This is a genomic window from Flavobacterium sp. GL_143, assembly GCF_057834355.1.
The window spans coordinates 2,280,294-2,305,062 of record NZ_CM174401.1 but is presented as its reverse complement, the minus strand read 5'-3'; the positions used below and the strand labels follow the sequence as shown (position 1 = coordinate 2,305,062).

Below are 24,769 nucleotides of genomic sequence, written 5' to 3'. Positions count from 1 at the left end.
TTAAACAAAACGCTTGCAAGGAACGTATTTCCTATTAAATTTGTGTATTGACAATTTTTTTTAACCAACAATTAATAACTAATTATTATGAACAAATCAGAATTAATCGATGCTATTGCTGCTGATGCAGGAATTACAAAAGCTGCGGCAAAATTAGCTTTAGAATCATTTTTAGGAAACGTAGGTGCTACTTTGAAAAAAGGTGGGAGAGTATCATTGGTAGGTTTTGGATCTTGGTCAGTATCAGCAAGAGCTGCGAGAGACGGTAGAAACCCTCAAACTGGAAAAACTATTCAAATCGCTGCTAAAAATGTTGTGAAATTCAAAGCAGGTGCTGAATTAGAAGGTGCAGTTAACTAAGAACAAGTTACATACGCTTTTAATATAATTAAAACCTTCCATATGGAAGGTTTTTTTTTGCTGTTTAACGATTTTATTTACGATTTTAAAAATTTTATTCTTAAATTTAATAAAAATTGTAACGATATGATTTCAGAAAAATTAAAAAAAGGACACCTGCTTATTGCCGAGCCTTCTATAATTGGAGACTTATCATTTAACAGGTCAGTGATTCTATTAGCAGATCACAATGAACAAGGTTCAATAGGTTTCATCATAAATAAGCCACTTAAATATACTATTAATGACTTAATTCCCGAAATCCAAGCCACGTTCAAGATTTATAATGGAGGTCCAGTTGAGCAGGATAATCTCTACTTTATCCATAATATACCCGATTTGATTCCGAATAGTGTCGAAATTTCAAATGGTATATATTGGGGAGGAGATTTTGAGTCTACAAAAGACTTAATTAATAGTGGAGCAATCAATAAGAACAACATACGTTTCTTTTTGGGCTACACTGGTTGGGACGAAAACCAACTCGAAACAGAAATGCAGGGCAACTCCTGGATTATAGCCGATAATAATTATAAAAATAAAATTATCGGAAAATCACCTACCCATTTCTGGAAAGAACAAATTATCGAACTGGGAGGCGATTATCTTATTTGGTCTAATGCACCAGAGAATCCGTATCTCAATTAATTAAGCAATACTTTCATTAAGTTTTTGCGTTAAGATAACTGATATCTTAGTAGTAAAACCTTTCTTTCTGTATTTGGTTATTGGTTGAATCCCTTTTATAACATTAGTAAGAAACAATTCGTCGGCTTTTTGAAGATCAAACGGCGATATTGGTTCTTCTACAACCTCTATGTCAGTTAGTTTTTTTGCTAAAGCCAAAATTTGTTTACGCATTACACCATTCAGACATCCCTCAGAAACTGGTGGTGTAATCAACTTATTCCCCAACAACATAAACAAGTTTCCTTGTAATGCTTCGATTGCATTCTTACTATCATTTAATAAGATACAATTATCCAGTCCGTTTTCATTTGCAAAAATACTTCCTGTGATATTTATTACTTTATTTGTCGTTTTTATTGATGACAATAATTGCTTGGTAACATAAAAATCCTTGTACAAATCGACTTCGTATGGATTCTCATTTACTTCGTATGCTTTATTATCCAAAGCTGTCGCATGGATTAAAAAAGATACTGTGTTGTTTTGAGGTAAATAATATCCGCCGTCATTACGATATACTGTAATTCTTGCTCTTGCCGAATCGGCAATAGAATTATGATTAAGTAATGAAAGGATTTGCTCCTCTAGATATTCCATTGTAAAGTTCATAGGAATCTCCATTCGAACTACACGCATTGAAGCCATTAGCCTAAAATAGTGATCCTCAAGAAAGAGGATTTTATTATTTACTATTTTAAGTGTTTCAAAAACACCATCTCCATACAAAAAAGCGCGATTTTGAATCAATAAATTATCGTCCTGCGCTACTATGTTCCCGTTAAAATTAATCATAAAAAAACCCTGAATTTTTGTTCAGGGCAAATATAAGTTATAAAATAGACTTTTACTAAACTGATCCGATAAGATGTTTTAGATCTGATATTTGATTTTCCCATAATTGTTTCGCTTCTCCAAGCTCATCTTTTTCGGCAAAATCGACTACCATAAGCGAAACATCTTTCGTTATTTCGTCTACGAGAATATGCAGTTCAAAGAAATACTCTGTGTCTTTGCTGCTTTCGTCAACCCATTTAAACTTAACTTTTTCGCCCGTTTTTTTGGATGCTAAACGTGCTTTTTCCTGAGAATCATTCCAGATGAATGTAAAAAACTCTCCACGTGAATTTACATTATCAGCAAACCATTCAGACAATCCTGATGGTGTAGATATATACTGATACAACAACTGCGGAGATGAATTTATAGGAAACTCGATTTCGTAACGTACTTTTAGATCCATGTGCCAGATTTAATTTTTTGGAAATATAAGAATATATCTCTGAAAAAAAGAGTTTTTTAAAAATATTTTTTTTTCTTTCATTTCTGCTTGCTAACTCTAAATTTATTTCTATATTTGCACCCGCAATGAGGGACATACTCTTACTGCAAATATGGCGAGATAGCTCAGTTGGTTAGAGCGCAGGATTCATAACCCTGAGGTCCCGAGTTCAAATCTCGGTCTCGCTACCAAAACAAACCCTTAAACAACAATTGTTTAAGGGTTTTTTATTGAAATTATGCTTAGAAAATACTGCCCTAATCCTTTAGGACTGACGATAAAATCATAAATTTGAAGTGATAAAATTAACCTTAACTAAATATTTTAGCCGCAAAGATGCTACTTCAATCTCGCCTAATATCGCTGAATCTACATGAAGCCTCTCTTAAACTTCATGTTCAGAAGGTAAATTAAAGCTCCTCATCTTTTGCATGACTGCAAAAAAACCAAGAAAAACAGCATTTTGCAAACTAAGTAATTTACAAACAACATGGATATAGTTAAATTTAAAATCACGTCTAAGACGATAAAAGTAGAAGTACGCAACTCTAATAATTATATTTTTAATTTCAATACTGCTTTAGAGATTGAAAAAGAAGACAAAGAAGTTTTATTAAGACTTTACAATGCATTAGATCTTCTTTTTAAGAAAGAAATCGCTAGCGAGACAAAAAATTACATTGCACCCAATCAAACTAATATACTTGATCAGATTTCTGCCGCTGCTAATTTAGAACAGGAGAAATAAAATAGTATCGAATAAAGCTTAGCAGAAAGAATTATCAAAATACTCCTTAAACAATTATTGTTTAAGGTTCTTTTTCTTTTGATAATGCTTCAAAAGCTACAATCATACCTACATACCTTAAATACTATATATCTACTTACCAAAAATTTTAAGAGATACAATCAGGGATATAATTATTACTTTTGTAGTAACAAAATTAATCCCACCCAATGATTATAAAGAAAAAAGGCAATTGGTTTAAAATGTTGTTCGAATGGAATGGTTCCGTTTTACCTCAACTTATGCCGAGATTAATACTATTGTTATTGTTTTCGATATTGGTGGTGTATTTCAAACCTTTTTTATTAGAACATAATCTACATATTAATCCTGCTATATTTACTTTATTTGGAATTGCGCTGGCTATCTTTTTAGGTTTTCGTAATAACGTTAGCTACGACAGATTCTGGGAAGGCAGAAAACTTTGGGGAGCATTACTTAACGACACCAGATCATTGGCTCGTCAAAGTCATTCATTAATAGACAATGACTATAATGAGAAACGTGACCAATTTATCAATTTACTTATTGCTTTCGTTTACGCATTAAAACACCAACTCAGACATACTGATTCTAGCGACGACATGAGTCGTCTTCTTTCTAAAGAATTTGCAAATACCTTAAAAGAAGTTCATTTTAAACCCATCATTATTTTAAGGGAATTAGGGAACTGGGTTAAGGATGCAAAAAAAGAAGGCAAACTAAATAGTATAACCCAATTGGCATTTGAAGAAAACCTGAACAAACTTTCGGATATCGTAGGTGGTTGCGAAAGAATTGCCAGTACTCCTATTCCTTATACTTATAGTGTATTACTACATCGAACAGTTTATATATACTGCTTTATATTGCCTTTTGGCTTTGTAGAAACATTAGGCTGGATTACTCCATTTGCAATCGTGTTTATTGCCTATACTTTTGTAGCCCTAGAAGCAATCGCAGATGAACTAGAAGATCCTTTTGGTCTACAACCTAACGATTTGGCTCTGGATACCATGTCGCAAATGATAGAAAACACGCTTTTGGAATTAAATAACAAAAAGATAACTCCACCAAATAATTCCAACGATTATTACATTACCTAAAAACTGGTATCTATCCCTCAATTAAAAAAAAATTCCGATTAGTAATCTAGGATGTAGCAAAATCCTATCAGGCATCATACTACCTTGTGTTTTCTGTATATTTTTACCACAAAAAATACGAATCACTTTAAAAAACAACCAATATATTAACACCTAAACATATTTTTTAACATTAAACCAGATAATATACCATTATTTAATGTTAATATAATATAAATGTGCCACAACTCACTACTGTACTTTTATCAAAAAAAATATTTAGCTCAAGATTAAGACCACGACATTAGATCAATTTTTAATTTAAAAAATAGAAATTGACACTACAGGATCTAAGCTAATTACAAATTAACCTAAATTTTTATGAAAAAAAATTACTTAGTATTTGTGTTTTTACTGCTCTTCGCATTAAACACTTCTGCACAAACAATTATGGGATGCGGAACCAATTTATCTCAAAAAGAGCAAGATCTATTTAGACAATCTTTGCCAAAAATTGAAACTGCAAAAAAAGCTGGATTAACCAAGAAAAAGGACGCTGCTCCTTATATTATACCAGTAGTATTTCATATCCTAAATGACGGATCTAATATTGGGAAAACATTTACCAAAGCCCAAATGCAAAGCCGAATTAATGATGCAATCGATGTTTGCAACAAAGATTTTAATGGTTTATACCCTGCTTACAATACTGTAGACCCACGTTTTGAAGCTATAAAAAGCAAAATGAACATCCAATTTGTTCTTGCTACAGTTGACCCAGATGGTAATTTATTAGAAACTCCCGGAATGAACTGGCATCCTGAAGCACATATTGTTGATGGATACGATTCGAAGATTTATAATTATATGTACTACGGTAAAAACGGAAAGTATTACTTAGACATAGTTGTTGTAGATGAACCTAACCCAGCTGATGGGGTTTATGGTTCTGGACATGCTTTTTTGCCTGTACAAGATGTTGTTCCTCACGTAACTTATAATCATAGATATATAGGTACTACGGGTGGATCTGATGCTAATTTCCAATTTGCTAAAGAAATGTCTCATGAGTTTGGACATTATTTTGGTTTGCAACATACTTTTCAGAATGGTTGTGATCCAATTAACGATGGTATGGCAGATACTCCACCAACAACGCAGGGATTTGGTTGTAATTTATCGGCTGTAAATAGCTGCGGAGTTATTGCAAACTATCAAAATTTAATGGATTATAATGTAGATTGTCAATCTATGTTTACCAAAGACCAGACTAATGCAATGACTTATTGGCTAGATGATATGACTGTAGCCAAATATCCCAGAGGCTTTTTATGGCAAAATAGTAATTTAGCTTCTGTCGGAGTTATTAGTACAGCGCCAATAGCACAACTTACAGCAAGTACAACTGCTATTTGTTCCAACAAAAGTATAACTTTTAAAGATGTTTCTCTTGGATTACCTACTTCCAGATCCTGGACTTTTATCGGAGGGTCACCAGCTACATCTACAGCGGTTAACCCAACAGTTACTTATACAACACCAGGAATTTATCCTGTTTCACTTACTGCTACTAACGCATTAGGAAACGATACCAAAACAATTACCAGCTATATAAAAGTTGATCAAAGATCTACAGTAAACTTAACTGAGAATTTTTCGGGAGCTTTTCCTCCAGACGGATGGGCTATTACAAATCCAGATGCAGGTTTAGCGTGGGAAAAACGTAAAGATGTTGGCAATGGAGATTCAGCATGTATGATTATGAATAATGCTGATAATGCTGTCGTTGGCGAACTAGATTACATACAACTTCCTTATTATAATTTTACAAATGGAGTAAATAGTCAACTCTATTTTGATGTTGCTTACACAAAATTTGATGATATAAGTCCAGACGTTCTTGAGGTAGAAGTTTCTACCGATTGTGGCACAAATTGGACATCTGTATATTCTAAAACTCATACCGATCTTCAAACTACAACTACTCCTATAACGCTTCCGAATAACTGGATTCCGAGTACACCTGAAAACTGGAGAAAAGAAATCGTTAATCTTAGTGCTTATATAGGAAATCCAAATGTTACAATTCGTTTTAAAAACAAATCAGGTTATGGAACCCGCATTTGGATAGACAATGTAAATGTAGCTATTACTCAAAGTCTTACTCCTATATCTGATTTTTCTGCTGCTGTTACCAAAACAAATTGCGCAAGTTTAGTTGTTCCATTTAAAGATACCTCAACAGGAAACCCTACAAGTTGGTCATGGTCTTTCCCAGGTGGGATTCCTGCAACCTCAACAGCACAAAATCCAATAGTAACATATACTACAAATGGTTCTTATAATGTTACTTTAACAACTACAAATCCATCTGGTACAGGAACTTCAGTTACCAAATTAAACTTTATTACAGTAACTACTCCTGTAAGCGCTTCGTTTACAGAAACCTTCGAAGGAACTTTTCCTCCAGCTGGATGGGAAGTCACTAACCTAAATAACAATCTAACATGGGAAAAAAGTACTACTGCTGGCAGAAATTCTTCCTCTTGTATGATTATAAACAATGCCGATAATGCTGCAGGAGATGTAGATGAAATTACATTGAAACCATTAAACTTAGCAGTTGGTGCAACTGATTTCTCTTTTGACGTTGCTTATGCAAAATTTGATGCAGATAGTCCTGATCTTCTAAATATTTTAATTTCCAAAGATTGTGGAACCACTTGGACACCTTTATACTCTAAAACTCATACGGTATTAGAAACTGCCACAAGTACAAATCCGAATAATTGGGTTCCAACATCCGATTCTGATTGGAGAACTGAAAGAATTTCATTAACAGCTTTTAAAGGAAACCCTAACGTTCTGATTAAATTTGTGAACACATCTGGTTATGGTGCGAGAATTTGGATTGATAATTTGAAATTTACTTTTGATAGTAAAGAAAAACCATATACTGATTTTAAAATTACAAGTTCAATGATTTGTAGTGATTTACCAGTTCAATTTTCAGATACTTCTTTTGGTGAGCCAACTTCATGGTTATGGTCTTTTCCAGGAGGAACACCAGCAACTTCTACAAGCAAGAATCCAGCTGTAGTATATAATACTCCAGGTGATTATAATGTTACTTTAGTTGCTACTAATACTTACGGACAAGGTACAACCATGCTAAAAACAAGCGCAGTAACAATAAAAGGTAAAAATACTTTACCTGTTACTGAGAATTTTAATGATGCTTTCCCTCAGCAAGACTGGCAAGTTCTAAATTTAAATGCAGATCCTATTACTTGGGAACAACGCACCGATGTAGGTAAAGGAGATTTGACTTGTTTAGTTATCAATAATGCTGATGCTCCAACAGGAATGGTCGATGAGTTAATTTTAAAATCAATGGATTTCACCACGGCTGATAAACCTCATTTACATTTTGATCTTGGATACACACAATATTTAAGTGTTTTTGACCCTGCTCCTGCCCCAGATCAGATCGATATTTTAGTTTCATCAGATTGTGGCGTTAATTGGACAAATGTATATTCTAAGAATCAATTGCAATTGCAAACAGTATTGCCTCCTATTCAGGATGACCCTGCTACTACACAAGCAAATGAAACTAATGACTGGAAGCCAACCCAAGATTCTGATTGGAGAAGCGAAACTGTAGATTTAAGTGTTGTAAAAAACCAATCGAGTGTTCTAGTTAAAATAAGAAACACATCGGGTTATGGTACCAGAGTTTGGTTTGACAATTTCAAAATCAACAACAGTCCAACATTAAATGTAAAAGAAAATAAAATCGAGGGAGTTGTGGTATATCCTAATCCATCAAAAGATTTATTTACTGTATATATTCCTTCATTAGATCAAGAAGAATACGAAGCTTCTGTTTATAGCGTTACGGGACAATTAATCTTAAGTACAACATCGTCAAAAATTAAATCAAATGATATAACAATTGATTTATCTGGAAAAGTAAATGGTGTTTACATTTTAAAAATTAAATCGTCAAGCGGAAAAACAATAATCCGTAAATTAATAAAGGAATAGCAAAAATGTGAATCAAGGGGTCAAACAACACAACTACAAATTAAGATTAAACCTAACAGATTTAAAAACCCGTTAGGTTTATATAAAAATTCAACTCTTGATTCGCATTAATCATTAATTTTATAGCGCTATAACCATAGCGCTATTATTAATCTAAAATTACATAAGTATAATGAAAAAGCATTTTCTACTATTATTATTAATCTGCTCGAGTGTTTTTGCTCAGGAAAGTATTGATATTAATCAGTTAAATTGGTTGCCAAACTCCCATTCTTTTTGGGTTAACTCCCAAGGAAACGTAGTTGTTTACGATGTTGATAAACTAAACCAAAACACTACTATTTTAACTCAGGATCAGTTACAAAAATCTGGCTTTACGGGTGAAATAGAACAATTGGTTTGGAACCAAAACAAAACAAAAGTATTGGTTTATACTAATTCTAAGAAAGTTTGGAGAGCTAATACCAAAGGAGATTATTGGTTTTTTGATCTTGCAACTGGTAAAGGGAAGCAACTTGGTACTAGCTTAGAAAAGTCATCCTTAATGTTTGCTAAGTTTTCTAATGATAATGAGAACGTAGCCTATGTTTCGCAACATAACATTTATTTGGAAAATCTAGTTACTGGAAAAATAACTCCGCTAACAACCGATGGAACTGATAAAATCATCAACGGAACTTTTGATTGGGTTTATGAAGAAGAACTTGCTGCTCGAGATGGTTTTAGATGGAGTCCTGATGGAAAAAGCATTTCGTTTTGGCGTGTAGATGCATCCCAAACAAAATTCCATTTAATGATAAACAATACCGATGCCTTATACCCTTTTACAGTGCCGGTAGAATATCCTAAAGCTGGTGAAAAACCATCATCTGTAAAAATTGGGGTAATCGATATTACTTCATTAAAAACAAATTGGTTAAATATTCCTGGCGAACCAGACAACAACTATTTGGTTAGAATGGAATGGATCAACAATCAAAATGTGATGGTTGTACAATTAAACAGACTTCAAAACCAAGCTTCTATCTATACTTGTGATGCAAAGTCTGGAACAGCTAATTTAATCTATCAAGAAAAATCAGAATCATGGATTGATGTTTTTGACATCTCTTCCGGAGAATACGATGTTTTTCCTTGTCAGTTTGTAGATAACGGAAAAGCTTTTTTATGGAGCTCAGATGCTGATGGTTGGATGCATATTTATAAAATTAGTGCCGATGGTAAAAAGAAAGAATTAATTACCACCGAAAATTTCGACGCTTATTATAAAGCATATAATCAGGAAACAAAATCTATCTATTATATTGCCAGTCCTACAGATGCAACACAACGCTATTTGTATGAAACCAATTTGAATACCAAGAAAACAAAACGCATTACTCCTAAAGAATTTGAAGGAACAAATGAATACCGTTTTTCTACTGATGGTAAATATGCCAAACATACCAATTCTAACATTAATCGTGATTACAACACACGCTTAGTCGCTTTACCTAGTCACAAAAAAATATTACCACAAACAGCTGATTCTTTTGTAGCTCCGGATCGTAATTATTCTTTAGAAAAATTTAAAGTTACTACTGTAGATGGTATCGAAATGGACGGAATAATGGCTAAACCATTAAACTTTGATCCTAATAAAAAATACCCTGTGTTCTTTTATGTTTATGGAGAACCAATGGCTTCTGTAGCAAATGACGAACCATATTTTTATCCGTACATCGCCTATTTAATTCCAGAAGGATATATAGGAATTGCTATGGATAACCGAGGAACTCCTGTAATGAAAGGTACAAAATGGAGAAAATCGATTTATAAAAACATCGGAATCGTAAATACTCGTGATCAAGCCATGGCTGCCAAAGAGGTTTTAAAATGGAAATTCATTGATACCGATAGAGTTGCTATTCACGGATGGAGCGGCGGTGGAGCTGTAACATTAAATTTAATGTTTCAATATCCTGAAATTTACAAAACAGGAATTGCAGTTGCTGCTGTAACCGATCAGCATTTTTATGACAACATTTATACGGAAAGATATATGGGATTGCCAAGCGAAAACGAAGCAACTTATGTTAAAGCATCACCTGTAACTCACGCCAAAAACCTAAAAGGAAACTTATTATACATTCATGGAACAGGCGATGATAACGTACATTATAAAAACGCCGAAGTTTTAATTAACGAATTAGTCAAATACGATAAAATGTTCGACTTGATGATTTATCCTAATCGTTCGCACAGTATATCCGAAGGTGAAGGAACAAGAAAACATCTTTTAGATACCTTTATGAAATACATAAGAGAAAATTCTCCTCCAGGAGCAAAATAATTCAAAGACATTTTAACTTGTCATCTTTCTCAGTCTTGTCATTCTTAGGAATGGTGAGGCTGAGTTTTTTTTTAGAAAAGGTTCAAAGGTTCAGAGAAGCAAAGGTACAAAGGTTTTAAGCCACAGAGGTGCTACGATTCTATCGTATTTTGCATAGCCCACGGTTTCAACCGTGGGATACGGATTGTGATAATGCATTGCGCTCCAACGGTTGAAACCGTTGGCAATGTTTATATTCGCCAGTTCGCTATCGCTCGTGTATTCCTGTGTCAGATAGACACATTTGAAGAAATTCTTGATAAATATTTATATATTAGCTGAAGAAATAGATTCCTCGAATATAAGACTATTATCATGATCAAAAGAGAAAAAGCAATTCAGAATTACATTGACGGTTATAACCAATTTGATATTGACAAAATGGTTTCAGATTTTGACGAAGCTATAATCTTTGAGAATATTCAAGGTAGCGAAACAAATATGTCTTTAACTGGCTTAACCTCTTTTAAACAGCAAGCGGAACAGGCAAAAGCTTATTTCTCGAGCCGAACACAAACCATAACATCTTTTAAACATTTAGAAAACGAAACCGAAATAGAGATTAACTACTTTGCTATTTTAGGAATGGACTTTCCTAATGGACTCAAAAAAGGACAAGAATTGAATTTAAAAGGGAAATCAATCTTTGAATTTTCAGGTGACAAAATTTCTAAATTAACCGATATAAGCTAACATTCTATAAACAACAAAAAGTAATCAACTCATGAGTATTTACAAAAAAATAGGAATTGGTTTTATTATAAATGGTATAATAATGTTTCTTATAACTGGAGCATTGTTTAGCTATATGGGAACAATAACTCCATTAATAAAACTGATTGCCGAAATATCTTTTATATGTTGGGTTCCTTCAATAATTTTAGGAATATCTATGATAGTAATAAAAAGAAATAAATAAAATAATACTTCACCCCATCAATCATGACCATAAACATAGACCAAAACCTAAAACTCGAGTTAATTCACGAGAATCATGCGCAACCAATCTTTGATCTTGTTGATGCTAACAGAACTCATTTAAGAGAATGGTTGCCTTTTGTTGATAGAATGCAAACTGTAGATTTCGCAGATAATTTTGTAAAAGGTACGATGCAACGAAACAAAGACGAAAATGAATATGCTTTTGTTATTGTTGATAATGAAAAAGTCATAGGAAGAATTGGCGTTTATAAAATTGATGGTCAGAACAAAATTGGAGAAATCGGATATTGGCTTGCCGAAAACCTACAAGGAAAAGGGATTATAACTAAATCTTGCAAAGCGATTATTGACTTTGGTTTTTCGGGTCTGCAATTAAACCGAATCGAAATAAAATGCGGAACCGAGAACTTTAAAAGCAAAACAATCCCAGAAAAACTTAACTTTACCAAGGAAGGCATTATTCGCCAAGGAGAATTGCTTTACGATAAATTTATCGACTTGAATTTATATTCACTTCTTAAATCTGATGTCGAGTAAAAGATCTTAGTCCATCCAAAAACTAAACTCATAAAATGAAAAATATAAAATTCACAAAACTCATCCTTCTTTTTAGCCTCATCACATTAGTTTCATGTAGTGAACCGGTAACTATTGATGAATTTGCCATAGAAATTACAAATAGCATTAAAGATAAAGATGCAGAAGACTTGTATTCTTTGTTTATATCTCCCAAAGAAAATGCTGCCTATGGTTTTGTAAATGGTACAATAACTCCTGAGGAATCTTCTAGACTAAAATCTAATGAGGATTTGATAAAGTTAATTGTTAGAAAAGGAAAACAAAGAAAACCGGAAGATATCAAACGTATAAATCAGTTTATTTCGGAGGCGCATTCTTTATTTAATTGGGAAAACATCAAATTGGTAAAAACAGAATCTACTTTAGTAGAAACTAAAAAAGTTAATACCATAAGAAATAAAGTAACTATTGAGGCCGCTACTTATGACTTAAAAATCATAATCGAATTAAATGATAATAAAGTATATCGTCTAAAAGTAAACAAAGCAATGAAAGTAAATGATCGTTGGGTAATCTTCCCTACGAATGGTTTTGGGATTGAAATTGAGAAATAAGTAAACAAGAAACCTATTTTTAATTCCTATTTTCGCTGAGTAAATTTTACTACGAATACCAAACAGGAAAATGAAAGCGAAAAAAGAGGAAGATATAAAAACCTATGGTGCAAAAGATTTTCGAGATAAGTTCCTTGAATCTGAAAATACTGTAGAACATCTTTTTAAATCAAACTCCGAACATTTTTTTTGCTTGAGGATTGAAGATGTAAATCAACTAAAATATCCTGTACCTCCATCCAAACACATTTGTCATACGCTGCTTTTTATCACTTCTGGAATTCATAAACTAAAAGTTGGGTTCGAAGAATATACAACCAAGGCAAATGAAATGATACTAGTTCCTGCTGGACAGATTTACTCGATAGATTTTATGAGTAAAAAGATAACAGGTATCATATGTCAGTTTCATCAGGATATTCTAATAGGGAAATATGGCAATCGAGAAATGCTAAATGATTTTAATTTTTTGAAAGTCTGGGGAAATCCTAATGTAAATTTTCAAAAACAAGAAGCTGGATTTATTTCGAATCTATTAAATCGTCTGCTCATAGAATATACCGAAACTGGCGGTACAAATCTGGATATTATACAGCCTTACCTTATTGCGTTACTTTTTGAAATAAACAAGAATGCTGTAAAAACCAATAAAACCCTCACGGCAGCAACTACACTCACAACAAAGTTTAAAGAGCTTATATATTTGCATATAAAAACCCAACATCAGGTGAGTTATTATGCTTCGGTACTTAATGTCACTCCAAATCATTTAAACAAATCGGTTAAATCAGTCACAGGAAAATCGCCTACAAAATGGATAGACGAAACAATCCTACTAGAAGCCAAATACTTATTATACCAAACCAATCTTACCATTAACGAAATTGCAATACAGGTAGGGCATTATGATCAATCGTACTTTAGTCGTATCTTCAAAAAACACGAAGGCGTCACTCCTATTGAGTACCGGAAAATGATTGATAAATCCTAACTCCTGCTTATTGAATCCTAATAGAATTGTCTCTTTATTATTGACATTTGCAAACTAAAAAAAGCAAATAATGATTTACGTTTTCAAAACTTCGGTAAACACAGAATCGAAATTAGAATCGGCAACAACAATCCTTAACGAATTATTACCAAACGCAAAGTGGAATTTTGACCTTGAAGATTGGGACAATATTTTAAGAATTGATAGTGAAGCCGATATAGTCGAAATGATACTAAATAACCATGTTTTTGATTGTATCGAACTAGAATAAATATCGCATTTGCAACAATTAACTTTCATCATCAATTTATTATGGACACATTACTTCAACAAGGCAAGACATTTGAAAACATCGATTACTCAGAAAAGAAATTAGTTGATTTCGAATTTTTCAATTGCGATTTTATAAACTGTAACTTTTCAAAAAGCGATTTAAGTAATAACGACTTTATAGACTGCAACTTTAAGAACTGTAATTTCTCTTTGGCAACGCTAAGAAACACAGGATTGAAAAACATTAAATTTACTGATTGCAAATTAATGGGATTAGACTTTAGTGACAGTAATGCCTTTTTATTCTCCATGAACTTTCAGGGTTGTATCCTGGACTACTCTACTTTTTTACAAAGAAAATTAAAGAAAACAAACTTCTTCGATTGTTCTCTAAAAGATGTAGATTTCTCCGAAGCCGATTTGACTCAAGCGGTATTTAAAAACTGCGACCTTTCGAACGCAACATTTGTACGAAGTATTCTTGAGAAAGCAGATTTTCGTACTGCAAAAAACTATTCTTTCGACCCAGAAGAAAACAGAGTCAAAAAGGCTAAATTCTCCCGTTTGGAACTTGCGGGATTATTAGAGAAATTTAATCTTGATATTGAGTAAATCTAAGAGAAAGACTGGATTATGGTAGAATTTTTATTTGTATTTTCGTTCTATTAAAACAATAAAACGCTAATATGAAGAAATACTACTTATTACTAATCTTAACAATTATAAGCTGCAACAATTCAACGAAAGTTATTCCAAAAGAAGATATTGCTTCAAAAAAAGAATTGAAAAAATTCTATGACTCTGATAAAATTGATCATTACTATTTGGACATTTCAGAGAATGTTTTTTTTACCCTCATGAGAATAGAAAATAAAACTGAAGACGAAAAAAATCTAGCTCAAATATTAGCAAGCCATTATCCAAATTCTATTTCAGAACCTAACTTTGAATCAAACTTAAAAAAGTATCATTTTGTAAAGCATGAATTAAACGGAGAAAAGAAAAAAGAAGTCGAAAATATTTTTAGTCAAAAAGATTCATTACGATATGAATATTCTTCCTGTATTCCTGAATATCGCGATATCTTTATTTTCAAAAGAAAAGATTCTATAATCGGAATAGCAAAAGTTTGTTTTGGATGTGGTATTTCTCAATTCATAGGAACTAAAGTAGATACCGAAGGATTCGGATTAAATACTGAATTAGATAAACTCGAGAAAATCATTCGAAATTAGAAGTAAATAAAAAATGATTTTTATAATTAATTCTCAAACCACAAATCTTATAACACGTGAAGAACTTTCCGTTACCGAATGGGCTGAAAAATTGGATAAATTTGTTAAATATACAGCTTTTATAGATGACAACGAACTCATAAAACAGCTTACTTATGAGTACAATCTTAATCATACCCAGATTGAAGAAATTGAGAAATATCTTGAAAACGAAAAGATAAAATCTCATCGTTATTCATGTACCAAATACGAGCATTTTAAAATTGAGCCTGTTTATTTGGAGATTAAAAAGGTAAAAGGAAAACTAATTTATTGGAAAGATTGGGATTATATTTTTGAGAAACGAGATAACGATTACTTTCTTTGGTGTTTTCTAGGAGGATTTGCCGATGCACAACGAGAAATAAAACTGAGTGAAGAACACATCAAAAAGTACAAAGAAATAGGTCTTGCGCAAATAGATTATTTAATAGACAATCTAAGAAAGCTACACAACTCCGAAGAATATGAACTTGCAATAACCGAGAATAGAAAGATAATGTAAATCGTTCTTTCTGATATTTTCCTTATATTTCAAGTTCTATTTTACAACTTCATGAAACAATTACTTTTAACTCTTTATTTACTTGTCGGAATGTCTAACTCTCAATATGCTCAAAATGTTATCCCTTTATATAATGGAAAAGTCCCTAACGCAAAAGAAATTGCTGACTTAACAGATTCCGTTATGGTTTATGACACTGGTGCAAAAAAAATTACTGTAATTACAAGAGTCGCTACTCCAGACCTCACTGTTTTTCTTCCCGAAAAAAATAAAGCTACAGGAATTGCTGTTATTATTTGTCCTGGTGGTGGCTATTCGGGCGTGGCAATTGATCATGAAGGTTATGCTATTGCAAAAAAACTAAACGAAAGCGGAATTGCAGCATTTGTACTAAAATACCGTTTACCAATTGCAAAATATGTCGAAAACAAAGAAATAGTTCCTTTGCAAGATGCACAACGTGCTATTGAGTTGGTAAGAGAAAATGCCAAAAAATGGGGAATAAATCCAAACAAAATTGGAATTCAGGGTAGTTCTGCCGGAGGACATTTGGCAGCAACTGCGGGAACACATTATACCAAATCATATATCGACAATCCGTTAAAAACCAATTTGCGTCCCGACTTTATGATTCTTACTTATCCTGTTATTAGTATGACAGATAGTTTAACACATATGGGATCCAGAAATAATTTGCTTGGCAAAGACGCATCTCCCGAGGAAATTAAAGAATACTCGAATGAATTGCATGTAACACCAAATACTCCTCCCTCATTTATTACTCATGCCATAGATGATCCTGATGTTATAGTACAAAACTCGCTTGTATTTATTGCTGCTTTGCAAAAAAACAAAGTCCCAGTAGAATCTTTCTTTTATGCCAAAGGAGGTCATGGTTTCGGGATGGATAATCCTACCAGCGATGTACAATGGATTGATAACTGTATTGATTGGATTTTGAAAACCAATAAAAAATAACCCCTCCAATAATTTAAACGAAAATAAAAACTAAACGGCTTAGGTAGTTTAAATTTTATATAATCCTCAGAAATCTAATAACAAAGCATGGAAACCTCAACCATTTGGTCTACAAATACCATTCATAAAGATTTGCTTGAAGCAAAAGAACAACTATACGATACGTGTAACTTAGAATGTACGCAACCAATTGCAGAAGCCGAAAGTGCCGATTATGGCGCTTATACTTTTAAAATAAACAATCAGGCTGTTACATACCGTGTAGCAAAAATTACCCCAACAAAAGTGGGACAATTTGTTACGTTATGGAAAAGAAGCCTAAAAGGTCCTATTGCCCCTTTTGAGATTACAGATGATATCGATTTATTTATTGTAAGCACTAGAAATGGTTCTCACTTTGGACAATTTATTTTTCCGAAATCGATACTACACCAAAAAGGAATTTTATCTGATGATAAGAAAGAAGGCAAACGTGCCATTCGTGTATATCCGCCTTGGGACAGTACAACAAGTAAACAAGCACAGAAAACACAACAATGGCAATTAGATTATTTTGTTGCCCTACCGAGCGATAAACCTGTAGATTTGGATTTAATAAAAAAATTAATTTCGTGATAAATAAATTCATATTTTAGCTAATGCTTAAAACTTAAGCAGATAACAAAACCAATTATTAATACTAAAAACGATAGCCATGACAGGAATAGAAAGCTTAGGAACATTTATAATAGCAGCAACAATTGTAGTTATTACTCCAGGAATTGACACTATCATGGTATTAACAAGAAGTATTTCTCTAGGCAAAAAAGCAGGATTATATTCGGCATTAGGAGTTAGCTTAGGACTAATCGTTCATACACTTGCAGCTACATTTGGGCTTTCGCTCATTCTGGCACAATCGGCACTGGCATTTAGCATAGTTAAATATTTAGGAGCTGCCTATTTATTTTATCTAGGCTATAAATCGCTTACCGCAAAAGCAGATCAAACGGAAATAAAATCTATTGAAGTTAAAAATACCGCTAACAGAAAGTTATTTTTCACAGCACTTTTAAGCGATGTTCTAAATCCTAAAATTGCAATTTTCTTCTTAGCATTTTTACCACAATTTGTAAAAAGTTCAGAGATAAACAATCCTGTTCCATACTTATTACTAGGATTCATCATCTTTATCATAACCATAATATGGTGTTCATTTTTGGCATTAATGGGAAGTAACGTTGCAACACTTTTTAATAAAAACAAAAATGCCGAAAGTCGATTAAACAAAATGACTGGAATTGTTTTTATCTTACTTGGCCTAAAAGTCGCACTTACAAAAAGATGATTTTAACGAATAATTACCTTTCTAAGTAAAATCATTTAAAATCAATTTAAAGAACACGTTATGAAAAAGTTTTCCAGATTACTCTTGTTTTTAGCAGCTGTAGGTTTAGTTACCGGAGCAGTGATTAAGCTTCAAGGTTTTAAAAACATTGGAGATGCATTTCTTGGTGTATCAACTCTTATTTGGTTCTATATTATTGGTTCTTTTATTTATGAAAGAGCAAAGAAAGATAAACTAAAGACAAACTAAATATTCAGAAACATCTATTCAATCTTTAGGCAAAAGCATACAATAATAAACGCTCGAAGTAATTCTGGCAATACCAAACATATGAATACCGATTATACAAAATTAGACAATCCCGCTTGGTATTCTTTATCTGAAACGCACCAGGAATTTTCAATAAATTACAATAACATCAAATTTTATAATCCTGATTATTGCCCTTTTGGAGGATTTATAATCCTTGAAAACATTTCAGAATCTATTGATGAATATTCGGAATTAACAAATGGCTTTTTTATAGTTGGTGAGAAACCTCAACTTTCAGATCAACTTGAATTGAAAAAAGAATTGGTTTGTTTGCAAATGATTACCCATGACCGAATAGATGTTGAAATAAAAGAAAACATCGTTGCTCTTACAACCAGCGAACATATTGAAGCTTTATTTGAATTGGTTAGTTTGGTTCAACCTGGTTATTTTAAAAGAAAAACTGCTTTACTAGGCAATTATTTCGGAATATTTAAACACGATAAACTTATTGCAGTTACAGGCGAACGCATGAAAATGGATGATTTCACTGAGGTAAGCGCTATCGTTACGCATCCCGAATATACAGGTCAAGGGTATGCTAAACAACTAATTGCCCACGCTGTAAACAATATTTTTGACCAGAATAAAACACCATATTTACATGTAGTCGAAAGTAATATTGGCGCTATAAAACTATACGAAAAATTAGGATTCTCAACCAGACGAAAAATGAGCCTTTGGCATATTTCAAAATAAATAATTTATAATATGACAAAAACTTATAGACAAGGGGCTAGTGGCGCATTACTTGATGAATATGAACGGACAATCATAGATTTGCAAAATACAATTTCGGACATTTCAGATGCTGAACTTATAACTATTGTAGACAACCAAACAACAGACGATAGCTGCAAATCAATCCAGACGATTTTATCTCACGTTGTTTGCTCAGGTTATGCTTATGCTATTTATATTCGAAGATTTAAAGGTGAATCGATAGATTTTCGAGATGAAATATTTCATACTTCTATACATGATTATACCAATCATTTAAATGATTCCTTTGTTTTTATGGTGGATTCCTTTAAAGACATAAACGACAATCAGCTTGAAGAATCAGATAACGCTAAAAAACTAAAAACTTCTTGGGGGCAAATTTACGATATCGAACAAATCATGGAACATGCCATTGTGCATGTCTTGAGACACCGCCGCCAAATCGAAAAATATAAAATAATCGTACGCCAATAATCCACCCTTTCATGAAAAAAATATTCTACCTCTTTACCTTCCTTATAGTATCAAGTCAGAATTTTGCTCAAACTAAAAACAAACAAGATACAGACGAAAGTCAGCCGATAGTTCTTGGAATTACAGATAAATTAAAATCGGCAGAGCTTGGCGAGACAAGAACAATAAACATATACTTACCCGAAGGATACGATAAAAAAGACAACACAAAATATCCTGTTATATACATTCTGGATGGTGGTGTCGAGGAAGATTTTATTCATATTACAGGAATCGTACGATTTAATACCCAATCATGGATTGCCAGATTCCCTAAATCTATTGTTGTAGGTATCGAGAATTCAAACCGAAGACGCGATTTTACATTTGCCGTTCCCAATTTGGACTTTGTTGAAAAAATGGGATTCAAGAAAAAAAGCTTCCCTCAATATGGTGGTTCTGATAAATACATTGCTTTTCTAGAAAAAGAACTCCAACCTTATATCGATAAAAAGTTCAATACAAGTAATCACAAAACTATTATCGGAGAATCATTGGCAGGACTTCTGGCAACAGAAATTTTATTAAAACACCGAAATTTATTTGACAACTATATAATCATCGCTCCAAGTTTATGGTGGGGAGATCAATCATTATTAGCAGAAGCTCCTAAATTGCTTAAAGCAAAAGATAACAAACCTGTACTAGTATATATTGCAGCTTGTAATAAAGAAGAAGATAAAACAATGTATGATGATGCCGTTTCATTAAGCGAAATGCTAAAGCAAAATGACGAAAAGAATACTAAAGTCTATTATGATTATATCCAAAACGAAATTCACTCGACAGTAATACATCAAGGTGTTTACAATGCTTTTAAAGCTTTTTATCCTAAAACTATTTACGAGAAATAAAACCAAAAGATATTAATTGCACAGAATACACTAACAACCTTATATGAATATTAATAAAAAAAGGACTCTAAGTAAGAAGAATATCTTTCTTATTATTCTGTTTGCGTTCCCTACTGTTTTATTCTTCACGCCTCTTTTAGGAAATATATTTTCTTTAGTTATCGAGAAAGAATACTTTATCCCGAAGCAATCTTCTATTTTCACTTTTAATGAAACTGTGCATAATGATGGTTCTAGTGACGTGTGGAGGTATGGAGAAGATTCTAATAATTATTACTTTAACTTAAGTGATACTAATAATAATGTGCTTGTTTTCCCAAAAGCCAATATCAGTAACTGCCCAGGATTTAATCCTGAAGATGTAACTACTTGGTGTGGATTGAAAGGGCCAAAGACTGAGCTTTAATATTAGCTCCATAACACATAGACTATTTACAAGAAATAAAACTAATTAATCCAATCCTACAATTAATCCTAAAGACCTAAATGAAACATATTACTCTTTTCTTTTTATTATTTCTAAGCTCAAATGTATTTTCACAATCAACCGAAGACTTATTAAAATTTAGCTATGAAATGTACAAAGACTATAAAAAACCTAGTCTCGAAAAAGTAAAATCAGTTACATATAATCCTGACATAACTTTCATTAAATCAAAATACAGTAAAGATAACTTGGTTACTTATATCGATTTTTTTATTACAAACGCAAAAATCGCATTAGAACAAAAAGATAAAAACCATCTCAATGTTTTATTAAATTCTGATTTCCCAACCTATTATCAGGAAGAATTGTTTGGCATCGTTAGCTTAAAGAGCACGAATAGTGAACTAAAAGACTCCAAAAACAAAGAAATTAAAATGGGAAATTCCAATGCTAATAGCATGGGAGGAAAAATAAAAGAAAATTCTAATTCTGAATTTGAATATAGAAGTATCGAAAACCAAACTGTTGCTTTTACTAATAATGTAAATCTAAAAGGTACTATTACTTATGAGTTATCAATTCTTACTGATTATTCTACTCAGAAATTAACGAAACAAGATACTGGAAAAACTATCGTCTTAAACCATCTAAAATATGAAGTCGTAGAAATAATTGGCAACAAGGTTATTCTAAAAAAACTTTATGATTTTAAATATGATGGAAATATTAAAATACTATTATTTGACAAAAATAAAAACCTAATAGTATCTGATGATGGGAACAGAGCTCAGAATTCACTTCTTTGGACAGGAAAGATAGATAGTACTTATTATAATTTTATATCAAAAAACCCAAATGCTACTTTTGATGAATTTAAGAAACATATCAAACTTGAAAATATGATGTCCAAAAATCCAGAATACATTATAATTACAGCAGTTTCAAACTTAGATAATGAATTTGTTATTTACGAGCCTGAATATAATGCCTCTAAAGAATTTAAAGTAAAATTATAATTTACTCCATCATAAAATAAATTATCCCAAACGATAAATTAAAAATCATGACCGAAGATCAAGAATACATATACGATTCATTAGTGAGCCAAATAAAAATGGGATTTTTTCCTGTTGATGAGATTAAAGAAATGACTTGGGAACAAGTTGAAGATGAAGAGATGGAAGATGACGTCTCAGAAAAATGGGTTAATACAACTATTGATGCCGAATTTAAAAAACATCTAGAAGCGAGTAAAACGTGGAAATCACCAACTGATACCGAAAGACTTGTAAAAGCTTTTAATGAACTGAGTGAGGCAAATATCATTGCGCTACATAATGCAGGTTACACCACCAGCGAAGGCGAATACGAAGTTGTTGAGGTAGAAATAGAATTAAGAAAACAACAAGTACAATCGGATGGGTATTGTTTTTATCACGGACAGGATTTAGAAAGAGCTATTGACCCTGATACTAGAAACTTGATGATTGCTTTTCAGAAAATAGATAATTCGGATGATACGGTTACAATAGAAGTGGGTAAAAAAGTAGCCGAAAAACTAAAAGATAATGGCTTCGAAATAATTTGGGACGGAACTGCTCTGACCAAAATAGAGATTCCAAATTTTGATTGGCAAAAAGTTTATAATGACTCTGAAGAGGATTTGTTGAATCATAATAGGGTATTACAGTTTATGGTAAAGTAGTGATTTAGGTTTATTATGGGGTTGTGAGATTATGGAGTGCTTTTATTCAATCTTTCGTTTCTCGCAAACTTGTCTTTCTGAGGAACGAAGACACGAGCGATAGTGAACTGGCGAAGCAATCTTCACAAGAAACTCCATAATCTTTGTCGAGCTACTAGCGGAGATTCTTCGTTCCTCAGAAAGACAAGTTTGTGGTTAGTTTATGTCTAAACCTATATTATGTAGACGCACTGCTGTGCGTCTCTACAGAAAACCTTTGAACCTTTGTTCCTCTGAACCTTTTAAACCTTTACTAAGAACCTTTGCTTCTTAGAACCTCAGAACCTTAAAAGATTTTATAAAAACATTAACGTTACTCTTATTCTTACAAAGAGTAAATCATATTATATTTGATTCATATTTTTAGAACTATCTAAAAATGAAATCATCAACATTCAAAAAAACCTAACAAAATGACAAAAGTAATCACTGTTCTAACTATTGCCTTATTCTCTATGGGTGTTAGCGCTCAAGAAGCTAAACCAACTGCTAAAAAAGAAACTTGTTCGAAAACAATGAGCAAAGCTGATATCGAAAAATGTAAAGCTAAATGCAAAGCTGAAGGAAAAAAATGTGATAAAGATATGGCTGGTAAAGATGCCAAAAAATGTTGCGCTAAGAAATAATACTTCTTTGTATTCCATAAAAAATGCCTCAATTACTTGAGGCATTTTTTTTTAAGTTTATGTGCTTAGTACGCGGATGAAACGGATTCGCTATCGCGAAAACGCAGATGAAAACAGATTTTCTTTCCCAAACTTTAAATCTGTTTGATGATTCTTTTAAAAGATCCGTTTCATCAGCGTTCCTTTCCTTATATAGACAATTGTAACTCTTTATCTATGGCTAAATAGTTATTTTACACGTACGCTCCACTCAAAATCCATTTCGGATACTTGAATTCCTTTTTCATCGGTTCCTATAGATTTCATCCAGAAGGTTTGCCCCTCTCCTGTTTCGATTGTTCTTTGGATGGCTTCGGCTATTAAATGACCGTCATTACAAACAAATGTAATACGACCTGTTGCTTTCTTGGTAAAGTTTCCTTTGTTATTTGCCACTAGCATTGAAATCTTGCGTCCGCTTTTTTGGATTTCGGATATTACTAATGCTCCTGTTGTAAGTTCGGCTGCCATGGCTTGTACTGCAAAGTACATTGAATTGAAAGGATTCTGGTTTATCCAACGGTGTTTTACCGTTACAACACATTTATTATCGTTGATTTCTTTTACTCGTACTCCACAAATGAAGGCCGATGGTAATTTGAATAATACAAATTTATTGAGTTTAGAAACTGAAACTGCCATACCGTTTTGATTTTTATGTAAAAATACAAAAAAACTATGCACGCACAATAAATTGCTATTTTTTTCCTAAAACCTCAATAAAACAATACTTAGCACTGGTTTTCAGTGCCTTTTTTATAGAAAATAAATTTCAACTTTGTTAAAATTTTGTTAATAATTAGTACTATGCAAAACAAGATACTGTCTTTTAGCCATATATTTGTATAAGAAATTACTATATACTTTTAATCATGGAAACATCAACACCACTAATCATGGAAACATCATCAGAAAGAAACATGGCAACGTTTACTCATTTGAGTACATTAACTCAATATTTTATCCCTTTTGGGAATTACATCTTCCCGATATTATTATGGTCGAGTAAAAAAGACAAGTCAGAATTTGTGAATCATCATGGTAAACAAGCTTTAAATTTTCAGTTAAGCTTATTATTATACACTTTGATTCTTGCATTAATTGCTATTCCAATTTTTGTTTTTGTAATCTTCAAGAACATTCCGATGGATGTAATTATTAATGACAACGATTTTACAATGAATAATTTTAATCTTGGGGACAATATCGGAATCTTAAGTATTGGAGTTTTAGCAATCTTAATTTTTGGAATGCTTAAAGTAGTTGAGTTCTTCTTGGTTATTTATGCTTCGATAAAAGCTTCGAACGGAGAATTATACAAATACCCGCTTACGATTCCTTTTATTAAGTAATTGTAAAAATTAAAAGTTATATACAATATATGAGCCTAGCCCTGATAGAAGCGGCATCCTTTTTCTGGCTCTTTTTGCCAGAAAAAGATATAGCGGAGAGCAGGAGATTGCTTCTA

General features: G+C 32.4%; 30 protein-coding genes and 1 tRNA gene. 28 read left to right on the top strand and 3 right to left on the bottom strand.

Features of this window, described 5'->3' with window-relative positions; translation table 11 throughout:
• Positions 1–87: 87 nt before the first annotated feature.
• Together AC3IPI_RS10105 and AC3IPI_RS10100 are read left to right on the top strand one after the other, a co-directional pair.
• On the top strand, positions 88–360 hold the full coding sequence (locus AC3IPI_RS10105) for an HU family DNA-binding protein (protein WP_017498096.1): 273 nt from the start codon (positions 88–90) through the stop codon (positions 358–360).
• Between the two features lie 126 nt (positions 361–486).
• Positions 487–1,047, top strand: a complete 561-nt coding sequence (locus AC3IPI_RS10100) for a YqgE/AlgH family protein (RefSeq protein WP_039112398.1) — start codon at positions 487–489, stop codon at positions 1,045–1,047.
• On the opposite strand, the gene AC3IPI_RS10095 is transcribed toward AC3IPI_RS10100, so the two are convergent.
• Both AC3IPI_RS10095 and AC3IPI_RS10090 read right to left on the bottom strand, forming a co-directional pair.
• Positions 1,048–1,881, bottom strand: a complete 834-nt coding sequence (locus AC3IPI_RS10095; RefSeq protein WP_489158818.1) for an aminotransferase class IV — start codon at positions 1,879–1,881, stop codon at positions 1,048–1,050.
• A gap of 55 nt (positions 1,882–1,936) precedes the next feature.
• A complete protein-coding gene (locus AC3IPI_RS10090; protein ID WP_035620801.1) occupies positions 1,937–2,329 on the bottom strand; it encodes an START-like domain-containing protein in 393 nt (130 codons plus the stop codon).
• Between the two features lie 153 nt (positions 2,330–2,482).
• On the opposite strand from AC3IPI_RS10090, the gene AC3IPI_RS10085 reads away from it, so the two are divergent.
• The 25 genes from AC3IPI_RS10085 to AC3IPI_RS09965 all read left to right on the top strand — a co-directional run bounded on the left by AC3IPI_RS10085 (position 2,483) and on the right by AC3IPI_RS09965 (position 23,262).
• Positions 2,483–2,559, top strand: a tRNA-Met gene (locus AC3IPI_RS10085).
• Positions 2,560–2,858: 299 nt separating this feature from the next.
• A complete protein-coding gene (locus AC3IPI_RS10080) occupies positions 2,859–3,116 on the top strand; it encodes a hypothetical protein (RefSeq protein ID WP_489158816.1) in 258 nt (85 codons plus the stop codon).
• Positions 3,117–3,325: 209 nt separating this feature from the next.
• Positions 3,326–4,240 carry a bestrophin family protein gene (locus tag AC3IPI_RS10075; protein ID WP_489158814.1) on the top strand — a complete coding sequence of 305 codons (915 nt, stop codon included), beginning with the start codon at positions 3,326–3,328 and terminating at the stop codon, positions 4,238–4,240.
• Positions 4,241–4,600: 360 nt separating this feature from the next.
• Complete coding sequence (locus tag AC3IPI_RS10070; RefSeq protein WP_489158812.1) at positions 4,601–8,269, top strand: PKD domain-containing protein; 3,669 nt, start codon at positions 4,601–4,603, stop codon at positions 8,267–8,269.
• A gap of 172 nt (positions 8,270–8,441) precedes the next feature.
• Complete coding sequence (locus AC3IPI_RS10065; RefSeq protein ID WP_489158810.1) at positions 8,442–10,601, top strand: S9 family peptidase; 2,160 nt, start codon at positions 8,442–8,444, stop codon at positions 10,599–10,601.
• A 354-nt stretch (positions 10,602–10,955) separates the two neighbouring features.
• Positions 10,956–11,333, top strand: a complete 378-nt coding sequence (locus tag AC3IPI_RS10060; RefSeq protein ID WP_489158808.1) for a nuclear transport factor 2-like protein — start codon at positions 10,956–10,958, stop codon at positions 11,331–11,333.
• Positions 11,334–11,364: 31 nt separating this feature from the next.
• Positions 11,365–11,559, top strand: coding sequence for a hypothetical protein (locus tag AC3IPI_RS10055; protein WP_086895146.1), 195 nt, complete (start codon positions 11,365–11,367; stop codon positions 11,557–11,559).
• A gap of 23 nt (positions 11,560–11,582) precedes the next feature.
• Positions 11,583–12,119 (top strand): GNAT family N-acetyltransferase, encoded by a 537-nt coding sequence (locus AC3IPI_RS10050; RefSeq protein ID WP_489158806.1) that lies wholly within the window; start codon positions 11,583–11,585, stop codon positions 12,117–12,119.
• A gap of 35 nt (positions 12,120–12,154) precedes the next feature.
• On the top strand, positions 12,155–12,715 hold the full coding sequence (locus AC3IPI_RS10045) for a hypothetical protein (protein WP_489158804.1): 561 nt from the start codon (positions 12,155–12,157) through the stop codon (positions 12,713–12,715).
• A 70-nt stretch (positions 12,716–12,785) separates the two neighbouring features.
• Positions 12,786–13,706 (top strand): helix-turn-helix domain-containing protein, encoded by a 921-nt coding sequence (locus AC3IPI_RS10040; protein ID WP_489158802.1) that lies wholly within the window; start codon positions 12,786–12,788, stop codon positions 13,704–13,706.
• Between the two features lie 70 nt (positions 13,707–13,776).
• A complete protein-coding gene (locus AC3IPI_RS10035) occupies positions 13,777–13,977 on the top strand; it encodes a hypothetical protein (RefSeq protein ID WP_489158800.1) in 201 nt (66 codons plus the stop codon).
• 41 nt (positions 13,978–14,018) lie between these two features.
• Complete coding sequence (locus AC3IPI_RS10030; protein ID WP_489158798.1) at positions 14,019–14,591, top strand: pentapeptide repeat-containing protein; 573 nt, start codon at positions 14,019–14,021, stop codon at positions 14,589–14,591.
• Positions 14,592–14,665: 74 nt separating this feature from the next.
• Positions 14,666–15,214, top strand: coding sequence for a hypothetical protein (locus AC3IPI_RS10025; RefSeq protein WP_489158796.1), 549 nt, complete (start codon positions 14,666–14,668; stop codon positions 15,212–15,214).
• Between the two features lie 13 nt (positions 15,215–15,227).
• Positions 15,228–15,758 (top strand): hypothetical protein, encoded by a 531-nt coding sequence (locus tag AC3IPI_RS10020; protein ID WP_489158794.1) that lies wholly within the window; start codon positions 15,228–15,230, stop codon positions 15,756–15,758.
• Positions 15,759–15,809: 51 nt separating this feature from the next.
• Complete coding sequence (locus AC3IPI_RS10015; RefSeq protein WP_489158792.1) at positions 15,810–16,736, top strand: alpha/beta hydrolase; 927 nt, start codon at positions 15,810–15,812, stop codon at positions 16,734–16,736.
• An 87-nt stretch (positions 16,737–16,823) separates the two neighbouring features.
• On the top strand, positions 16,824–17,351 hold the full coding sequence (locus AC3IPI_RS10010) for a MepB family protein (protein WP_489158790.1): 528 nt from the start codon (positions 16,824–16,826) through the stop codon (positions 17,349–17,351).
• Between the two features lie 79 nt (positions 17,352–17,430).
• Positions 17,431–18,063, top strand: coding sequence for a LysE family translocator (locus AC3IPI_RS10005; protein WP_489158788.1), 633 nt, complete (start codon positions 17,431–17,433; stop codon positions 18,061–18,063).
• 60 nt (positions 18,064–18,123) lie between these two features.
• Entirely contained in the window at positions 18,124–18,312 is a 189-nt protein-coding gene (locus tag AC3IPI_RS10000; RefSeq protein WP_489158786.1) for a hypothetical protein, read from the top strand.
• An 81-nt stretch (positions 18,313–18,393) separates the two neighbouring features.
• Positions 18,394–19,074, top strand: coding sequence for a GNAT family N-acetyltransferase (locus AC3IPI_RS09995; protein ID WP_489158784.1), 681 nt, complete (start codon positions 18,394–18,396; stop codon positions 19,072–19,074).
• 12 nt (positions 19,075–19,086) lie between these two features.
• Positions 19,087–19,572 carry a DinB family protein gene (locus AC3IPI_RS09990; RefSeq protein WP_039112337.1) on the top strand — a complete coding sequence of 162 codons (486 nt, stop codon included), beginning with the start codon at positions 19,087–19,089 and terminating at the stop codon, positions 19,570–19,572.
• 11 nt (positions 19,573–19,583) lie between these two features.
• On the top strand, positions 19,584–20,465 hold the full coding sequence (locus tag AC3IPI_RS09985; RefSeq protein ID WP_489158782.1) for an alpha/beta hydrolase: 882 nt from the start codon (positions 19,584–19,586) through the stop codon (positions 20,463–20,465).
• A 43-nt stretch (positions 20,466–20,508) separates the two neighbouring features.
• Entirely contained in the window at positions 20,509–20,871 is a 363-nt protein-coding gene (locus AC3IPI_RS09980) for a hypothetical protein (RefSeq protein ID WP_489158780.1), read from the top strand.
• 80 nt (positions 20,872–20,951) lie between these two features.
• Positions 20,952–21,908, top strand: coding sequence for a hypothetical protein (locus AC3IPI_RS09975; protein WP_489158778.1), 957 nt, complete (start codon positions 20,952–20,954; stop codon positions 21,906–21,908).
• Between the two features lie 47 nt (positions 21,909–21,955).
• Positions 21,956–22,597 (top strand): DUF6891 domain-containing protein, encoded by a 642-nt coding sequence (locus tag AC3IPI_RS09970; protein WP_489158776.1) that lies wholly within the window; start codon positions 21,956–21,958, stop codon positions 22,595–22,597.
• A 452-nt stretch (positions 22,598–23,049) separates the two neighbouring features.
• A complete protein-coding gene (locus AC3IPI_RS09965) occupies positions 23,050–23,262 on the top strand; it encodes a hypothetical protein (RefSeq protein WP_039118079.1) in 213 nt (70 codons plus the stop codon).
• A 228-nt stretch (positions 23,263–23,490) separates the two neighbouring features.
• Here the strand turns inward: AC3IPI_RS09965 and AC3IPI_RS09960 are convergent, their stop codons facing one another.
• Entirely contained in the window at positions 23,491–23,943 is a 453-nt protein-coding gene (locus AC3IPI_RS09960) for a DUF4442 domain-containing protein (protein WP_039112342.1), read from the bottom strand.
• A 230-nt stretch (positions 23,944–24,173) separates the two neighbouring features.
• Between AC3IPI_RS09960 and AC3IPI_RS09955 the strand changes: the two genes are divergently transcribed.
• Entirely contained in the window at positions 24,174–24,653 is a 480-nt protein-coding gene (locus tag AC3IPI_RS09955; protein ID WP_240474690.1) for a DUF4870 domain-containing protein, read from the top strand.
• Positions 24,654–24,769: the final 116 nt, after the last annotated feature.

What these genes read in the sequence shown, in the direction of transcription:
- AC3IPI_RS10105 (WP_017498096.1), top strand. Translation starts at nt 88, where the DNA reads ATGAACAAATCAGAATTAATCGATGCTATTGCTGCTGATGCAGGAATT.
- AC3IPI_RS10100 (WP_039112398.1), top strand. Translation starts at nt 487, where the DNA reads ATGATTTCAGAAAAATTAAAAAAAGGACACCTGCTTATTGCCGAGCCT.
- AC3IPI_RS10095 (WP_489158818.1), bottom strand. Translation starts at nt 1,881, where the DNA reads ATGATTAATTTTAACGGGAACATAGTAGCGCAGGACGATAATTTATTG.
- AC3IPI_RS10090 (WP_035620801.1), bottom strand. Translation starts at nt 2,329, where the DNA reads ATGGATCTAAAAGTACGTTACGAAATCGAGTTTCCTATAAATTCATCT.
- AC3IPI_RS10080 (WP_489158816.1), top strand. Translation starts at nt 2,859, where the DNA reads ATGGATATAGTTAAATTTAAAATCACGTCTAAGACGATAAAAGTAGAA.
- AC3IPI_RS10075 (WP_489158814.1), top strand. Translation starts at nt 3,326, where the DNA reads ATGATTATAAAGAAAAAAGGCAATTGGTTTAAAATGTTGTTCGAATGG.
- AC3IPI_RS10070 (WP_489158812.1), top strand. Translation starts at nt 4,601, where the DNA reads ATGAAAAAAAATTACTTAGTATTTGTGTTTTTACTGCTCTTCGCATTA.
- AC3IPI_RS10065 (WP_489158810.1), top strand. Translation starts at nt 8,442, where the DNA reads ATGAAAAAGCATTTTCTACTATTATTATTAATCTGCTCGAGTGTTTTT.
- AC3IPI_RS10060 (WP_489158808.1), top strand. Translation starts at nt 10,956, where the DNA reads ATGATCAAAAGAGAAAAAGCAATTCAGAATTACATTGACGGTTATAAC.
- AC3IPI_RS10055 (WP_086895146.1), top strand. Translation starts at nt 11,365, where the DNA reads ATGAGTATTTACAAAAAAATAGGAATTGGTTTTATTATAAATGGTATA.
- AC3IPI_RS10050 (WP_489158806.1), top strand. Translation starts at nt 11,583, where the DNA reads ATGACCATAAACATAGACCAAAACCTAAAACTCGAGTTAATTCACGAG.
- AC3IPI_RS10045 (WP_489158804.1), top strand. Translation starts at nt 12,155, where the DNA reads ATGAAAAATATAAAATTCACAAAACTCATCCTTCTTTTTAGCCTCATC.
- AC3IPI_RS10040 (WP_489158802.1), top strand. Translation starts at nt 12,786, where the DNA reads ATGAAAGCGAAAAAAGAGGAAGATATAAAAACCTATGGTGCAAAAGAT.
- AC3IPI_RS10035 (WP_489158800.1), top strand. Translation starts at nt 13,777, where the DNA reads ATGATTTACGTTTTCAAAACTTCGGTAAACACAGAATCGAAATTAGAA.
- AC3IPI_RS10030 (WP_489158798.1), top strand. Translation starts at nt 14,019, where the DNA reads ATGGACACATTACTTCAACAAGGCAAGACATTTGAAAACATCGATTAC.
- AC3IPI_RS10025 (WP_489158796.1), top strand. Translation starts at nt 14,666, where the DNA reads ATGAAGAAATACTACTTATTACTAATCTTAACAATTATAAGCTGCAAC.
- AC3IPI_RS10020 (WP_489158794.1), top strand. Translation starts at nt 15,228, where the DNA reads ATGATTTTTATAATTAATTCTCAAACCACAAATCTTATAACACGTGAA.
- AC3IPI_RS10015 (WP_489158792.1), top strand. Translation starts at nt 15,810, where the DNA reads ATGAAACAATTACTTTTAACTCTTTATTTACTTGTCGGAATGTCTAAC.
- AC3IPI_RS10010 (WP_489158790.1), top strand. Translation starts at nt 16,824, where the DNA reads ATGGAAACCTCAACCATTTGGTCTACAAATACCATTCATAAAGATTTG.
- AC3IPI_RS10005 (WP_489158788.1), top strand. Translation starts at nt 17,431, where the DNA reads ATGACAGGAATAGAAAGCTTAGGAACATTTATAATAGCAGCAACAATT.
- AC3IPI_RS10000 (WP_489158786.1), top strand. Translation starts at nt 18,124, where the DNA reads ATGAAAAAGTTTTCCAGATTACTCTTGTTTTTAGCAGCTGTAGGTTTA.
- AC3IPI_RS09995 (WP_489158784.1), top strand. Translation starts at nt 18,394, where the DNA reads ATGAATACCGATTATACAAAATTAGACAATCCCGCTTGGTATTCTTTA.
- AC3IPI_RS09990 (WP_039112337.1), top strand. Translation starts at nt 19,087, where the DNA reads ATGACAAAAACTTATAGACAAGGGGCTAGTGGCGCATTACTTGATGAA.
- AC3IPI_RS09985 (WP_489158782.1), top strand. Translation starts at nt 19,584, where the DNA reads ATGAAAAAAATATTCTACCTCTTTACCTTCCTTATAGTATCAAGTCAG.
- AC3IPI_RS09980 (WP_489158780.1), top strand. Translation starts at nt 20,509, where the DNA reads ATGAATATTAATAAAAAAAGGACTCTAAGTAAGAAGAATATCTTTCTT.
- AC3IPI_RS09975 (WP_489158778.1), top strand. Translation starts at nt 20,952, where the DNA reads ATGAAACATATTACTCTTTTCTTTTTATTATTTCTAAGCTCAAATGTA.
- AC3IPI_RS09970 (WP_489158776.1), top strand. Translation starts at nt 21,956, where the DNA reads ATGACCGAAGATCAAGAATACATATACGATTCATTAGTGAGCCAAATA.
- AC3IPI_RS09965 (WP_039118079.1), top strand. Translation starts at nt 23,050, where the DNA reads ATGACAAAAGTAATCACTGTTCTAACTATTGCCTTATTCTCTATGGGT.
- AC3IPI_RS09960 (WP_039112342.1), bottom strand. Translation starts at nt 23,943, where the DNA reads ATGGCAGTTTCAGTTTCTAAACTCAATAAATTTGTATTATTCAAATTA.
- AC3IPI_RS09955 (WP_240474690.1), top strand. Translation starts at nt 24,174, where the DNA reads ATGGAAACATCAACACCACTAATCATGGAAACATCATCAGAAAGAAAC.